This window comes from Pseudomonas defluvii (assembly GCF_001695625.1).
Classification (GTDB): domain Bacteria; phylum Pseudomonadota; class Gammaproteobacteria; order Pseudomonadales; family Pseudomonadaceae; genus Aquipseudomonas; species Aquipseudomonas defluvii.
In genome coordinates this window covers 17,759-32,676 of the sequence record NZ_MBPN01000029.1, presented here as the reverse complement: position 1 = coordinate 32,676, position 14,918 = coordinate 17,759, and the positions used below count along the sequence as shown (strand labels likewise).

Annotated in this window: 11 protein-coding genes; 5 read left to right on the top strand and 6 right to left on the bottom strand. The window is 60.0% G+C overall.

Annotated elements, in window-relative coordinates; translation table 11 throughout:
- Positions 1-5: 5 nt before the first annotated feature.
- Together EKA13_RS10595 and EKA13_RS10590 are read right to left on the bottom strand one after the other, a co-directional pair.
- Complete coding sequence (locus tag EKA13_RS10595; protein ID WP_065759342.1) at positions 6-782, bottom strand: siderophore-interacting protein; 777 nt, start codon at positions 780-782, stop codon at positions 6-8.
- A complete protein-coding gene (locus EKA13_RS10590) occupies positions 779-1,339 on the bottom strand; it encodes a PadR family transcriptional regulator (protein WP_065759341.1) in 561 nt (186 codons plus the stop codon). Before EKA13_RS10590 ends, EKA13_RS10595 begins: the two co-directional genes overlap by 4 nt.
- A gap of 297 nt (positions 1,340-1,636) precedes the next feature.
- On the opposite strand from EKA13_RS10590, the gene EKA13_RS10585 reads away from it, so the two are divergent.
- Positions 1,637-2,074, top strand: a complete 438-nt coding sequence (locus tag EKA13_RS10585) for a C40 family peptidase (RefSeq protein WP_245704320.1) — start codon at positions 1,637-1,639, stop codon at positions 2,072-2,074.
- Here the strand turns inward: EKA13_RS10585 and EKA13_RS10580 are convergent.
- Positions 2,068-5,220 carry a transglycosylase domain-containing protein gene (locus EKA13_RS10580; protein WP_065759339.1) on the bottom strand — a complete coding sequence of 1,051 codons (3,153 nt, stop codon included), beginning with the start codon at positions 5,218-5,220 and terminating at the stop codon, positions 2,068-2,070. The genes EKA13_RS10585 and EKA13_RS10580 overlap by 7 nt on opposite strands.
- Before the next feature lie 439 nt (positions 5,221-5,659).
- Between EKA13_RS10580 and EKA13_RS10575 the strand changes: the two genes are divergently transcribed.
- On the top strand, positions 5,660-7,081 hold the full coding sequence (locus EKA13_RS10575; protein ID WP_065759338.1) for an amino acid permease: 1,422 nt from the start codon (positions 5,660-5,662) through the stop codon (positions 7,079-7,081).
- Positions 7,082-7,908: 827 nt separating this feature from the next.
- Here the strand turns inward: EKA13_RS10575 and EKA13_RS10570 are convergent.
- Positions 7,909-9,525, bottom strand: a complete 1,617-nt coding sequence (locus EKA13_RS10570) for an FMN-binding glutamate synthase family protein (protein WP_065759337.1) — start codon at positions 9,523-9,525, stop codon at positions 7,909-7,911.
- A 156-nt stretch (positions 9,526-9,681) separates the two neighbouring features.
- On the opposite strand from EKA13_RS10570, the gene EKA13_RS10565 reads away from it, so the two are divergent.
- Positions 9,682-10,095 carry an NUDIX hydrolase gene (locus EKA13_RS10565; protein ID WP_065759336.1) on the top strand — a complete coding sequence of 138 codons (414 nt, stop codon included), beginning with the start codon at positions 9,682-9,684 and terminating at the stop codon, positions 10,093-10,095.
- Positions 10,096-10,099: 4 nt separating this feature from the next.
- Here EKA13_RS10565 and metR read toward each other — a convergent pair whose 3' ends face one another.
- Positions 10,100-11,017 carry a transcriptional regulator MetR gene (metR, locus tag EKA13_RS10560; RefSeq protein ID WP_065759335.1) on the bottom strand — a complete coding sequence of 306 codons (918 nt, stop codon included), beginning with the start codon at positions 11,015-11,017 and terminating at the stop codon, positions 10,100-10,102.
- 110 nt (positions 11,018-11,127) lie between these two features.
- Between metR and metE the strand changes: the two genes are divergently transcribed.
- Complete coding sequence (gene metE / locus EKA13_RS10555) at positions 11,128-13,437, top strand: 5-methyltetrahydropteroyltriglutamate--homocysteine S-methyltransferase (protein ID WP_065759334.1); 2,310 nt, start codon at positions 11,128-11,130, stop codon at positions 13,435-13,437.
- Between the two features lie 140 nt (positions 13,438-13,577).
- Positions 13,578-14,570 (top strand): alpha/beta fold hydrolase, encoded by a 993-nt coding sequence (locus tag EKA13_RS10550; RefSeq protein ID WP_065759333.1) that lies wholly within the window; start codon positions 13,578-13,580, stop codon positions 14,568-14,570.
- Here EKA13_RS10550 and EKA13_RS10545 read toward each other — a convergent pair.
- Positions 14,567-14,902, bottom strand: a complete 336-nt coding sequence (locus EKA13_RS10545) for a GlpM family protein (protein ID WP_065759332.1) — start codon at positions 14,900-14,902, stop codon at positions 14,567-14,569. The genes EKA13_RS10550 and EKA13_RS10545 overlap by 4 nt on opposite strands.
- Positions 14,903-14,918 lie beyond the last annotated feature (16 nt).

Here is a 14,918-nt window from a genome sequence, read left to right as displayed (position 1 = left end):
CGGTGTTACGCGTTGTGGTTGTCGTCTTCGCCCAGGCGCCAATAGGCGACCGCTTTGAGCCGGTCCTCCTGAACGCCCTTGTCTTCCAGCAGCAGGCGTTTGGCCTGGCGGGTCAGTGTCTTTTCCAGGGCAACCCAGGTGTACAGCTCACCAGCGGGCAGGGGCAGCTGTTTCAGTACCTCAAGCAGGTCTTGCTGGTGACGCTGAACCCAGATGACCTGTACGTTTGCCAGGCTTGCCAGTGGTTGTTGTTCCAGCGCATTTTCCACTTCAATGACCACTAGCGCGTTACGCGTGGCCGACAGTTCTTCAAGGCGTCGGGCAATTGCCGGAATGGCGGTTTCGTCACCGATCAACAGGTAGCTGTCGAACATGTCCGGCACCACCATTGAGCTGCGCGGCCCCGCGATGTTCAGCGTCTGGCCCACTGTTGCCTGAGCCGCCCAGGTAGAGGCCGGGCCGTCGCCATGCAGTACGAAGTCGATATCCAGCTCGCCCGCCACTTCGTCGATACGGCGCGGCGTGTATTCGCGCAGGGTCGGTTTGACGCCGTCCAGGTCCTTTCCCGGGTTGTCCAGTGCGGCCTGTTCTTGCGGCGAGCAGGCAAACAGCAGTTTGATGTGGTCATCACTGCCCAGGCTCAGAAAGCCCTTTAGTTCAGGGCCGCCCAAGGTGATCCGGCGCATACGCGGGGTCAGATCGGTGACGCGCAGTACCTGCAGGCAACGGCGTTTGATCTCATGGTTGACGCGGTGAATCGTGGTGGTGTCGTTAACCGTCATTCGGTTTTCTCCTGAAGGGTCGTTGCCGGGCCGGCAACAATGGCTCTGGCGGTGTCATTGAGCAGGTTGCGCACCCGTACGATTTCTTCGGGGTTCCAGCGCCCGCTGTGCATTTGCAGCGCATGGCGCAGGTTGTGTACGGCTTCGTGGATTTCCTGCGGGCGGTCATGCACGCCGATAGAGCGCTTGCTGACCTCAAGGCGCATGCGCACGCCGTCCAGGGCGATGGCCTGTTCGGCCAAGGCCTGGAGGCCCGCTGCTGTGGCGCTGTAACGCTTCTTGCTGCCTTCGGCCTGGCCGATGATCCACTCGCTTTCTTCAAGAAAGGTCAGGGTGGGGTAGATGACGCCTGGGCTTGGGCTGTAGCGCCCGTCGAACAGGGCTTCGATGCGTCGAATCAGGTCATAGCCGTGACAAGGCTGTTCGGCGAGCATCGACAGCAGCAGCAGCTTCAGGTCGCCCGGGGCAAAGATTCGCGGGCCTCGTTCGCGGCCACTGCGACGTTCAAAGCCGTCATGACGGTCGCTGTACTCGTGGTGTGAAGGATGATCGCGCATTAGGGCTGCCTTTGGGTCTGAGATATATCTTGAGATACTTATTTAGATATTACTTAAGATATATCTTAAGGCAAGCGCTCGGTGTGCGGGTGTGGTTTACGGCAAGAGGCGTCGTGGGCGTTGCCCTAGGTTTTTTCTTACATAACCCTCGGATTCCCTTTATTCCTGCTTGCCCCCGTCAACTCTAAGATCTGCCGCGTTTCCTTCACCCTTCAGGGGGTATATGACGTGGTTGGTTTTTTCTTGCGTGTAGGCTTGCTCTGGGGCCTTTCATTTTTTGCCCAGGCGAATGTTCATTTGGTTACCCCTAAGGGTGGGCACGACTACGTGGCCCGCCAGGAACTCGAGGCAAACCTCGACCGGCTGGTCGAACGCGCCCATGAGCTCATCGGCGTGCCTTACCGTTGGGGCGGAATGTCGGAAAAGAGCGGTTTTGATTGCAGTGGCTTGTTGGTCTATCTGTACCGTAGTGAGGTGGGTATCAGCTTGCCGCGCACCACATCATCCATGCTCAAGGGGCAGGGAAAGACCATAAGCCCGCCGCAACTCAAGCGCGGTGATGCGGTGTTCTTTAACCGCAACGGCCAAGGTCGTATTGGCCATGTCGGGTTGTACATCGGCGAGGGGCAATTCATTCATGCACCCCGTAGCGGCAAGGCGATTCGTATCGATTCGTTAAGCAATCGTTACTGGCGCAATAGCTTCACCACGGCCAAGCGCTTTCACGGTCATTGAACCGTTGCGCCTCGCTGAGCGGTGAGCGTGGGTATGTTGCACAACGTATGGGTGCCTGGCACAAGGTAGGGCATCAGAAGTGGCGCCATGCCCTTGAGCACTTGTACCGGCAATGCTGAGGTGAACTTGAACGATTCGGCGGCTCGCCCTGGAACGAAGGCGGTCAGGGTGCCGAAATGGCTGTCGCCGATGTAGAACACGAATGTCGCAGTACGGTTCAGTGACCGTGATCCGAGGATGCGTCCGCCTGCCCCGAAGCTTTCGATGCGGTTGTCGCCGGTGCCGGTCTTGCCGCCCATGACCAGTGGCGTGCCGTCAGGCAGTTTGAAGCTACCCGACACCCGACGTGCCGTACCGGCATCAACCACTTGTGAAAGTGCACCGCGCAGGGCCTTGGCGACCTCCGCCGGCAACACCCGTTCGCCGCGGTCAGGGTCACTGATCAGGCGCGTTTCATAAGGGGTGTCGGCCGCGAAGTGCAGGGTGTCGATGCGCAGGGTGGGCATGCGTACGCCGTCGTTCAAGATGATGCCCATGAGTTCGGCCAGGGCGGCGGGGCGGTCACCAGAACTGCCGATGGCGGTGGCCAGCGATGGCACCAGATGGTCGAAGGGATAACCGACACGTTTCCAGCGTTGATGGATGTCGAGAAAGGCTTCGATTTCCACCAGTGTCCGAATACGGCTATCGCGGGCGCCTTTGTGCCGGCTCTTGAACAGCCAACTGTAAACTTCCTGACGTTCGAAATGGCTGGCCGTAACTGCGTCCTTGAATTGTGCTCCGGGGTTTTTCAGCAAGTAGCCCAGCAGCCACAAGTCCAGTGGGTGAACCCGGGCGATATAGCCTTGGTCGGGCAGGTCGTAGCGGCCCGGGCCGTAGTTCATGTACATCTCCTCCAGCCGTTTTTCGGTCAACGCGTCTTTCTTGCGCTTGTCGGCTGAAGTGTCCTTTTTCAAGTGGGCCTGGACAAAGGCATTGAAGGTTGCCTGATCGGCTTCGGGAAACAGGTACCGGTGTACGGCAGCCAAACGGATCGGTGTGACATTCAGGCTGTCGAGAAAGGTGTCGAGGCGCTCCTGGGATGTCTTGCGTTGGTACTTTTTCCAGAATCGCTTGAGATAGTCGGTGCCTTCGCGGTCGGCGAAACGTGCCAGATACTCCTGGCGACGTGGGTCTGCATCGTCCTTGAGCAGTTGGCCGCTGTTGTTCGGTGACTGGTACGTGCTGTAGCGCACCAGATCACGCATCAGGCGAATGAAGGGGAGGTTGATCGATTCGCGCAGGGCATCCTTCAGTGTCGGCAGGCGTCCATTGTCTTCGCGGCGGAAGTTGTTGAAGACGTGCAAGCCTCCACCCGTGAAGAAGGCTTCGCCGGGGTTGGCCGAGTACTTGCGCTCCAGTGCCGCATCAAGCATCGCGCTGAGGTTGCGGTCCTTGTTCTGAATCAGGTAATCCACCGCCCAGCCGGTAATGCGGTCCAGCTCGGGCACCTCGACTTTTTTCAGCTCGGCCGGGCTTTTGTCGGCATAGTGATCATGCAGTTCGGCGATGATCTCCAGGTAGGTGGTCAGTACCCGCAGTTTGGCGGTTGAACCCAGTTCCAACTTGCTGCCTTCGTTGATGTCGAAGGGTTGATCGGTGCTGTCGGTTTGCACCCGTACCCGTGCACCGTCCGGGGTGCGCTCAAAGAGGGTGAAGCTGTAGCGTACCTGGGTTGTGGTGGTCGGGGTCAGCAGGCGTTCACCGAACAGCCCGGTTTTTTCTGCAAAGGCCGGGTCCGCTAGATTTTTGAGGTATTCGCTGATCTGGTCTTGCAGGCTGGACTGCAGCGTACTGGTGACTGAAAGATCAAGGCGGTCCAGGTCGTACAGGGGGCGGTTGAGCATCGCCGAGAGCCGCGCACGGGCCAGGCTGATGCCCTTGTTGGTGACGATGGGGACAATGGTCGGCTGGGCAACCCAGTCACGGTAGGTCGCTTTGCTGGCCAGCGCGGCGTCAGCCAGTGATCGATCGATGATGTTGTTGGCCGCGAGCAGGCGCACGTGACTGTCGGCCAGTTCGGCCAGATCATTGCGGCCTTTGGACAGGAAATACGATGGCCGACGCTGCGCGATCATCAGCGAGAGCACCTGACGCAGTGCCAACCCTCGTGCGGCAAGGCTGGCCGGGTCGTTGTCGGTGGACAACAACGACTGATTGACCTGGGCGAAGTCCGCGCCGTACCAGACCCTCAAGCCTTCGGCCATACCATGCACCTCGCCATGCCCGGGGACGGCCGACAGCGGCACACTGTTGAGGTAGTCGCGCACGATACGTTGCCGGGCTTCCAGGGTTTGTGGGCCGTTCTGATAGGCACGGACACTGGCCGAAATCATCTGCCGTATTTTTTCGCTGCCAGACACGGTCAGCCCGTCAGGGGAGTGCCGGTATTTTTCCAGTTGAGTGGCCAGGGTACTGCCACCTGCCGATTGGCCCGGAAGGGCCAGGTACTTGGCGACCTGGGTATAGGCCGCCTTGGCGAAGCGTGGCCAGTCGACTGCCGGGTTTGCATTGGGATCATTGGGGTCAAGCAGGTCGCGGTTTTCGATGAACAGCAAACTGTGAACGATCACCGGCGGGATCGAAGCAAAGTCGGAGTAGAGGTGCTGCGGATAGTGATACTGATACAGGGCCTCGCCTTTACAGTCAGTAATCGACAAACCCGCCTGGATTTTTTCGGTGTAAGGCACGAAGAAACCATGCTTGGCATAGTTCATCAGTTCGGGGGAAAAGCGAGTCTGCTCGCTGACCAGATAGTCGCGCTTGAGCAGGCGAGGCAGGAAGTCACCGAGTGCGCTGTAGCCCAGGCGCTTATCGAACGGGCCATCGCCCGGATACATGATCGCGTCGCTCGGGCCTTTGTGCATCGAGTAACTGAGGGTTGCTGCAAAGTGGCTGAATTCACGTGACTGCACACGTGACGTCTGCATTTCTTCGGCGATAGCCAAGCCCAGAGCGATGAGGGCGATCAGTAGCAATAACCACAAGGGCCACAGCAGCCGCCACCAGACGCGACGCTTGCGAGGGCTTTTGGGTGGAGGCACGTCTTCCAGACGTTCAGAAGGGGCTTCAGCCGTTGTTGGTTCCGATTGCCACAGTGCGCCCATAGTCTTTAGCCCGGCTACGTGTATTCGTCTTGCTTGCCTGAAGCTTAGACGCTGAGCAGCTTAGGTGAAAAATTTGTAGAAGCTTGTAGGGCATTTCTCGGAGCGTAATCGGAGCATGCGCCTTTGGTTGTGGTTGTAATGCCCTGGTTTGGTGCTATTTTACCCGCCCTGTTTTTGAGGGAGGGGTAAACGCGGGGAATGCCACTCCGTATAAGCGGATTTTGCCGAGACTTCTCGCCAAAGATCCTGGTTTTTATAGTGAAAAGACCTGCGATGGCCTTTTTATACTGCTCGCCCCTTTTGCTCAGCCTGCGTGGTGTTTTGCGGGTTGACGGGTTCACCCAAAAGGTTGGCCCGGCAAGGCTTCGTACCTGCCTATCGGCGGTGCCAGGTCTGCACGATCGGTTTATATCCAATAACAAAATGAGGTTGTATTTCTATGTCAGTCGGCAACCACTCTTCTCACGGCGAGACCGCCCAAGGCGGTCCGCTCAAGCGAGAACTCGGAGAGCGTCACATCCGCCTGATGGCACTGGGTGCCTGTATCGGTGTCGGCCTGTTCCTGGGGTCGGCCAAGGCCATTGAAATGGCCGGGCCTGCGATCATGCTGTCGTACATCATTGGCGGTCTGGCGATCCTGGTGATCATGCGTGCCCTTGGTGAAATGGCCGTTCACAACCCGGTCGCCGGCTCCTTCAGCCGTTACGCGCAAGACTACCTCGGCCCATTGGCAGGCTTCCTGACCGGCTGGAACTACTGGTTCCTGTGGTTGGTGACCTGTGTTGCTGAAATCACGGCGGTGGCCATCTACATGGGCATCTGGTTCCCTGATGTACCTCGCTGGATCTGGGCCCTGGCGGCCCTGGCAAGCATGGGTGGGGTCAACCTGATCGCAGTCAAGGCGTTTGGTGAGTTCGAGTTCTGGTTCGCCCTGATCAAGATCGTCACCATCATCGCGATGGTGCTGGGCGGTATCGGCGTGATCGCGTTTGGCTTCGGTAACGATGGCGTCGCGCTGGGCATCTCCAACCTCTGGAGCAATGGCGGCTTCATGCCTAACGGCGTGACCGGCGTGCTGATGTCGCTGCAAATGGTGATGTTCGCCTACCTTGGCGTAGAAATGATCGGTCTGACTGCCGGCGAAGCGCGTAACCCGCAAAAGACCATTCCGCATGCCATTGGCTCGGTATTCTGGCGCATCCTGCTGTTCTATGTCGGCGCACTGTTCGTGATCCTGTCCATCTACCCATGGAACGAAATTGGCAGCCAGGGCAGCCCGTTCGTGATGACCTTTGAACGTCTGGGCATCAAGACCGCTGCCGGCATCATCAACTTCGTAGTGATCACTGCGGCACTCTCGTCCTGCAACGGCGGTATCTTCAGTACCGGTCGTATGCTCTACAGCCTTGCGCAGAATGGCCAGGCGCCTGCCTCCTTTGCCCGCACCTCAAGCAACGGCGTGCCGCGCAACGCGCTGCTGCTGTCGATCGCGGCATTGCTGCTGGGTGTACTGCTCAACTACCTGGTACCGGAAAAAGTGTTCGTCTGGGTCACCGCTATCGCTACCTTCGGTGCGATCTGGACCTGGGTCATGATCCTGCTGGCGCAACTGAAGTTCCGTGCTGGCCTGTCCAAGGCCGAACGTGACCGTCTGCAGTTCCGCATGTGGCTGTGGCCGTTGAGCTCCTACCTGGCGCTGGCGTTCCTGATCCTGGTGGTAGGCCTGATGGCGTACTTTGAGGAAACCCGTATCGCACTGTACGTCGGCCCAGCCTTCCTGGTGCTGCTGACGGTACTGTACTACGTGTTCAAGCTGTCCCCGAAAGAGGACAGTGTGGCCGTGGCGCGCTCTGTGTCCTGATACGAAAACCCGGTCCAGTGAATGGATCAGGCTGCTGACGAACCCCCGCTTTTTAGCGGGGGTTTGTATTTCCAAGCCAACGACGCCATCGCAGGTAAGCCAGCTCCAACAGAGCCCGCGCCAGCTGTGGGAGCGGGCTTGCCGGCGATGCAGACACCGCGGGCTCGCAGGCACCCCACCGACGCCATCGCAGGCAAGCCAGCTCCAACAGAGCCCGCGCCAGCTGTAGGAGCGGGTCTTGCCCGCGATGCAGCCACCGCGAACTCACGGACACCCCACCGACGCCATCGCAGGCAAGCCAGCTCCAACAGAGCCCGCGTAACCTGTAGGAGCCGGGCTTGCCCGCGATACAAACGGCGCGAACCCACTGACACCCCACCGACACCATCGCAGGCAAGCCAGCTCCAACAGAGCACACGTAACCTGTAGGAGCCGGGCTTGCCCGCGATGCAGGCGCCGCGAACTCACGGGCACCCCACCGACACCATCGCAGGCAAGCCAGCTCCAACAGAGCCCGCGCCAGCTGTAGGAGCCGGGCTTGCCCGCGATGCAGCCACCGCGAACTCACGGACACCCCACCGACACCATCGCAGGCAAGCCAGTTCCAACAGCGTCCGCGCCAGCTGTGGGAGCGGGTCTTGCCCGCGATGCAGGCGCCGCGAAGGCGCTGACACCGCGCCGCCGCCATCGCAGGCAAGCCAGCTCCAACAGACCCCGCGTAACCTGTAGGAGCCGGGCTTGCCCGCGATGCAGACTCCGCGAAGGCTCTGACACCCCGCCGAAGCCCCGGCATCCCACAGCAAGCTGGGCCGGTTTTTTCCGTTGAATCAGGCTACGTCTGTGTGCGCCTCAAAACTGTCAGCCCGGGCCATGCGCCACATACGCTGGTAGAACTCGCCGCTGACTTCGCCTGTCAGCAGTTCACCGGGCTTGAGGAACACGTGCAGTTGCGAGAACAGTTTGATTTCGGTCGCGGACATGCGCCGTACCAGGTGTTTGGCCTGCAGCTGTGAAGGGTGATCCAGGCCAGCTGCCGCGAGCATTTCGGCCAGGGCCTTGAGGGTGTTGCGGTGGAAGTGAAACACCCGCTGGGCTTTGTCGGGTACCACCAAGGCGCGCTGGCGCAGTGGGTCCTGGGTTGCGACACCGGTTGGACACTTGTTGGTGTGGCAGCTTTGCGACTGGATGCAGCCGATGGCGAACATGAAGCCGCGCGCCGAGTTGGCCCAGTCGGCACCAATGGCCAGGACACTGGCAATGTCGAAGGCACTGACGATTTTGCCGCTGGCCCCCAGTTTGATTTTGTCGCGCAGGTTCAGCCCGACCAGTGTGTTGTGTACGAACAGCAGGCCTTCACGCATCGGCACGCCGATATGGTCGGTGAACTCCACGGGCGCCGCGCCCGTGCCGCCTTCTTTGCCGTCGATGACGATAAAATCCGGGAGAATGCCGGTTTCCAGCATGGCCTTGGCAATACCCATGAACTCCCACGGGTGGCCCAGGCAGAATTTGAAGCCTACTGGCTTGCCGCCGGAGAGTTCGCGCAATTGAGCGATGAACTGCATCAGCTCGATCGGGGTCGAGAAGGCACTGTGTCGTGACGGTGAGATGCAGTCTTCACCCTTGGCTACGCCGCGGGTTTCGGCGATTTCACGGGTGACCTTGTGCTTGGGCAGAATGCCACCGTGGCCGGGCTTGGCCCCTTGGCTCATCTTGATTTCGATCATCCGTATTTGCGGGTTGCGCGCCTGTTCCGCAAAACGCTCAGGGTCGAAGCGACCCTCCGCCGTGCGGCAACCGAAGTAGCCGCTGCCCAGTTCCCAGGTCAGGTCGCCGCCATGCTCGCGGTGGTAAGGGCTGATGCTGCCCTCGCCAGTATCGTGGGCGAAGTTGCCGAGTTTGGCGCCCTGGTTCAGCGCACGAATGGCATTGGCGCTGAGTGCGCCAAAGCTCATGGCCGAGATGTTGAAGACCGAGGCTGAATACGGCTGTGTGCATTGCGGGCCGCCGACCATGACTCGAAAGCTGTTCGGGTCGCTCAGTGGCGCCGGGCGCATGGAGTGGCCAATGAACTCAAAGCCCGATTGATAGACATCGATCAGCGTGCCAAAGGGCTTGTCCGAGGCCTCGTTCTTGGCTCGTGCATAAACCAGTGAGCGCTGCGCGCGCGAGAAGGGTAGGGCATCACTGTCAGCTTCCAGCAGGTACTGGCGGATTTCCGGTCGAATACCTTCGACCAGGTAGCGGATGTTGCCCAAAATCGGGTAATTGCGCCTGACGGCGTGGCGATTCTGCAGTAAATCAACCAGGCCAATCAGGCTAAGTACGCCTGTGGTCAGGGTGAAGGGCCAAAGCCAGTCGTTTTCAAGAAACGGCAGGCTGGCGAGGGTGAACAGTACACAACAGACAAAAAAGGCGTAGCGACTGAGAAGTGACAGGCTCATACGGGGTCCTTGCGATGGCTCGGTCAGGCTCAGGGCCTGGGCAATCCTGGACCATAGCCCGGTTCAGGATTCAAACGCCAGCCCAGGGTCTCCCGGTGAGGTCTGTGTTCAGAGATCTTGCGTGTATCATTGCGCGTTCTCCGTGAAGAGCCGACCATGACCAAGATCATTCGCATTGCCGCTGCCCTGTTGATCGACCCGCAGGGTCAAACCCTTCTTGTGCGCAAGCGTGGCACGCAGGCTTTCATGCAGCCCGGCGGCAAGATTGAAGCCCATGAGCAACCTGTCGCTGCCCTGGTCCGTGAGCTGCACGAGGAACTGGGCTTGCAGATCGACCCCTTGAAAGCAGGCTACCTTGGCGTATTCAGCGCGCCAGCGGCCAACGAGCCTGAGTTTGAGGTGCAGGCAGAACTGTTCCAGGTTCATACCGACGCCAGTGTCGAGCCCGCAGCAGAGATCGAGGAGGCCGTCTGGGTCGATGCAAACGCGACCCTGAACCTTGAACTGGCCCCCTTGACCCGAGACTGGATTCTGCCGCTCTACAGAACGTTGACGCACGCTCCAGCCTGATCCTTCAACGCACCGCGCTGACGCCGTCGAGCGTGGAGAAGGAGGTGTCCTTGGCCGTCAGCAGGAAGTCGCGCATGTACGGGGCGTCGAGCATATCGGTACGCACCGCCGCGTACAGCGTGGCGAACAGGCCTTTCTCGCCCAGACGCTTGCCCTTCACATAACCACGTGAGCTGTACTCGTGCAGCGCCCAATGTGGCATGCCGCAGACGCCGCGGCCGCTCGCGACCAACTGCATCATCATCACCGTCAGCTCCGCGGTACGCACCTGTGCGGGCTCAATGTCGGCCGGCTCCAGAAAGCGGGTGAAGATATCCAGGCGGTCGCGCTCCACCGGGTAGGTAATCAGGGTTTCGCTGGACAGGTCTTCGGGTACGACATAGCTCTTGCCCGCAAGAGGGTGCTGATTGGCGACGGCCAGCATGGCCTCGTAAGTGAACAGCGGAACATAGGTAATCCCGGCCAACTCCAATGGGTCGGAGGTCACCACCAGGTCCAGGTCGCCACGTGCCAGTGCGGGCAGCGGTGCAAAGGCGAAACCCGAGGCCAGGTCAAGTTCGACCTCCGGCCAGGCATCGCGGAACTGGTCGATGGTCGGCATCAGCCACTGAAAGCAGCTATGGCATTCGATGGCCATATGCAGGCGCCCTGCAGTACCACCGGCCAAACGCGCAATATCGCGCTCGGCGCTGCGCAGCAAGGGCAGGGTGGCGTCGGCCAACTGCAGCAGGCGCAGGCCGGCACTGGTGAAGCGCAGGGGTTTGGTCTTGCGCATGAACAGTTGCATACCCAGGCGCTCTTCCAGCTCCTTGAATTGATGCGACAGCGCCGATTGGGTCAGGTGCAGGCGTTCTGCTGCCTCTACCAGGCTGTCGGCCTCGCGCAAGGCGTGCAGGGTTTTCAGGTGACGAATTTCAAGCACCGGAAGGCTCCATGAGTAAACTTTGAGATGAACACGAATTTATTGAGTTTGTCTCAAGTTGCCTCGGCTGTCGACAATAGCGTCATCTTTTACAGGGAGCACGTTTTGTCATGGCACTGGCCCACAACCTTGGTTTTCCGCGCATCGGCGCTGACCGTGAATTGAAAAAAGCCCTGGAGGCCTATTGGAAGGGCGACCTGGATCAGGCAGGGCTGTTGGCGGTAGGCCGTGAGTTGCGCGCACGCCATTGGCAGGTTCAGAAAGAGGCGGGTATCGAACTGCTGCCGGTCGGTGACTTCGCCTGGTACGACCAGGTACTGGCGCACTCGGTAGCCTTCGGCGCCATTCCTGAGCGCTTTGCCGCGACCAGGGGCGATGACGGTCTGCCAACCCTCGATACCGTGTTTGCCATGGCGCGTGGTGCAGCGACCTGCTGCACTAGTTCGCAGGGGCAGGCCCAATACGCTCAGGAACTGACCAAGTGGTTCGATACCAATTATCACTACCTGGTGCCGGAGTTCAGTGCCGATCAGCGTTTCCTGCTCAGTTGGGAACAATTGTTCGATGAGGTCGCTGAAGCGCAAGCGCTGGGCCATGCGGTCAAGCCGGTGCTGATCGGCCCGCTGACCTACTTGTGGTTGGGCAAGGCCAAGGGTGAGGGCTTCGACAAGCTCGACCTGCTTGAGCGACTGCTGCCCGTGTACGGTGAGATTCTCAGCCGCCTGGCTCGACAAGGCGTGGAGTGGGTGCAGATCGATGAGCCAATCCTGTGCCTGGATCTGCCGCAGGCGTGGAAGAGTGCCTTTGAGCGGGCTTATCACATTCTTCAGTATTCCCCTCTGAAAAAGCTGGTTGCGACGTACTTCGGTGCTCTGGAAGACAATCTGGGGTTGGCCGTCAGCCTGCCGGTGGATGGCCTGCATGTCGACCTGGTACGTGCGCCGGAGCAACTCCCGGCAGTGCTCGATCGTCTGCCGAGCTACAAGGTGCTGTCGTTGGGCGTGGTCAATGGCCGTAACGTATGGCGTTGCGACCTGGACCAGGCGCTGGAGCAACTGCAGCAGGCGCGTCAGCGCTTTGGCAGCAACCTCTGGGTCGCCGGCTCCTGCTCACTGTTGCACAGCCCGGTGGACCTGGCGCGTGAGGACAAGCTCGATGCCGAATTGAAAGGCTGGTTGGCGTTTGCCGTACAGAAATGCAGTGAGATTTCTGTATTGGCCAAGGCGCTGAACAACCTGCAGGCCGCTGACGTGCAGGCCGCCTTGAGCAGCAGCCGCGCGGTAAAACACAGCCGGGCGCAATCGTCACGTATTCACAAGCCGCAGGTTCAGGCGCGGGTTGCTGCGGTGAGTGCTCGCGACAGTCAGCGTCAGTCACCTTTCGCCCAGCGTATCGAAGCGCAGCGGCAGCGATTGAAGTTGCCTGCCTTCCCGACCACCACCATTGGCTCGTTCCCGCAGACGTCGGCGATTCGTCTGGCACGTCAGGCCTATAAGCAAGGCAAGCTGTCGGCCAGCGACTACACCGATGCCATGCACAGCGAAATTCGTCATGCGGTAAAGGTGCAAGAGCGCCTGGGGCTGGATGTGCTGGTGCATGGTGAAGCCGAACGTAACGACATGGTCGAGTATTTTGCCGAGCAACTGGATGGCTATGTATTCACCCGTTTCGGCTGGGTGCAGAGCTATGGTTCGCGTTGCGTCAAACCGGCGATCATTTACGGCGACCTGAGCCGGCCGCAAGCCATGACGGTGGCCTGGATCGCGTACGCTCAGCGTCAGACCGACAAGGTCATGAAAGGCATGCTGACAGGCCCGGTCACGATGTTGATGTGGTCCTTCCCGCGTGAAGATGTCTCGCGCAAGGTTCAGGCGCAGCAACTGGCGTTGGCGATTCGTGATGAAGTGCAGGATCTGGAAAAGGCCGGCATCAAGATCGTTCAGATCGACGAGGCGGCTTTCCGTGAGGGTTTGCCGTTGCGCCAGGCTCAATGGCAGGACTATCTGGACTGGGCGGTGGAGGCCTTCCGGCTGTGTTCCAGCGGGGTGCGTGACGATACCCAGATTCATACCCACATGTGCTACAGCGAGTTCAATGATGTGATTGAGGCGATTGCGGCAATGGACGCCGATGTCATCACCATTGAGACATCGCGCTCGGACATGGAGCTGTTGGAGGCCTTTGAAGCGTTCGACTACCCCAATGACATTGGCCCTGGTGTCTATGACATTCACTCACCACGAGTGCCGGACACCGCCGAGATGGTCAAGCTCATCAGCAAGGCCGCCACGCTTATTCCGGCCGAGCGCCTCTGGGTGAACCCGGATTGCGGCCTGAAGACGCGTGCCTGGCCGGAGACCGAAGCAGCCTTGGTGAACATGGTGGCGGCGGCACGGCAGTTGCGCAGCCAGCTTGCATAAGGCAATGGGCCTGCGGCGTTCGCCGCAGGTCTGACCATTTGGCGATTGTCATGAAACGGTCACTGTTTTGTGGCAGCGCGCCCGAATGAAAGTCATCAGACTCGCGCTCTACTGGGGATTTGCATTCTGGTGTTTCTGTCATGCGGGCATTTTTCTTTTTTGTCGCACTGCTGTGCGGTGCACCTGCGTTCGCCGCGTCACGCTGTGACGTCAACGTGCCAACTGAGCGGGTCGAACTGGCGCAGGTCAGCCTGGCTTATCAAAGTATCGGGCGTCGCTCCGACCCTGCGCTGTTGTTGGTCATGGGCCTGGGCGGGCAACTTATCCATTGGCCGGATGAGGTGGTGGCTGCGCTGTGCGAGCAAGGCTTTCGGGTCATTCGCTACGACAACCGCGACGTTGGGTTGTCGGCCTGGAATCAACCACCGGTCAGCGCCAACCTGACCTACGAAGTACTGCGCTACAAAGTCGGGCTGCCGGTGTCGGCGCCTTATACCCTGACGGACATGGCCGAAGATGGCCTGGGGTTGATGGACGCGTTGCAGGTCAGGCGCTTTCATGTTCTGGGTGTGAGCATGGGCGGGATGATCGCTCAACACCTGGCTGACCTCGCGCCGCAGCGGGTAGAAAGCCTGACGCTGATCATGTCCAGTTCCGGCGCTTCCGGGTTGCCTGCGCCGAACCCGGCACTGGTGGAGCAACTGGCTCGGCGTGGAGCACCGAACCGGGATGCAGCCATTGAGCAGCAAGCTGACCTGCTTGCCGCCTTGGGCAGCCCGCAGGTGATGGACGACCGGCAGGTGTTGTTGCAACAGGCCGCGGCATCCTACGACCGTGCGTTCAACCCTGATGGGGTCAAGCGGCAGATCATGGCAATCCTAGCCGAACCCAGCCGTGTCGAACTGCTCAACCGTTTGCGGCTGCCGGCACTGGTGGTGCATGGCACGGCTGATCCGCTGTTGCCGGTGATGCATGGTGTGCACTTGGCTGCGCATATTCAGGGCAGCCAGTTACGCTTGATTCCCGGCTTGGCGCACCGCTTTCAGGAGCCGTTCAAGGCGCCTTTGCTTGAGGCCGTATTGCCTTACCTGCGTCAGCATCGCGAAGACCTCAGCCACTGGGCTCAGCTTTAGTGAAAGCGTACCCAGACGCTTACCAGTACCGTTGCAGCGATCAGCCAGGCGACAGCGGCCAGGGCCAGTGAGGCTTCAAGGCGCAGGCGGTCTACCAGCAGGTAGAGTGCGGCGAGGTAGACGAAGTAGGGGATGATCGACCACATGCCAAACAGGATGGTGGTCTTCAGGTCGTCCACGGAGCGGCCCTTGCCAACAATGTAGTGGGCGATCAGGGCGAAGGTGGGGAACAGCGGGACGAGCCCGGCGATGTAGTAGTTGCGGGTTTTGGCCAGGGCCGCGAGTATCACCACGACAGCAGCGCCGAGGCAGGCTTTGAGTAGCAGGTCCACGTTGATTCTCTATCCA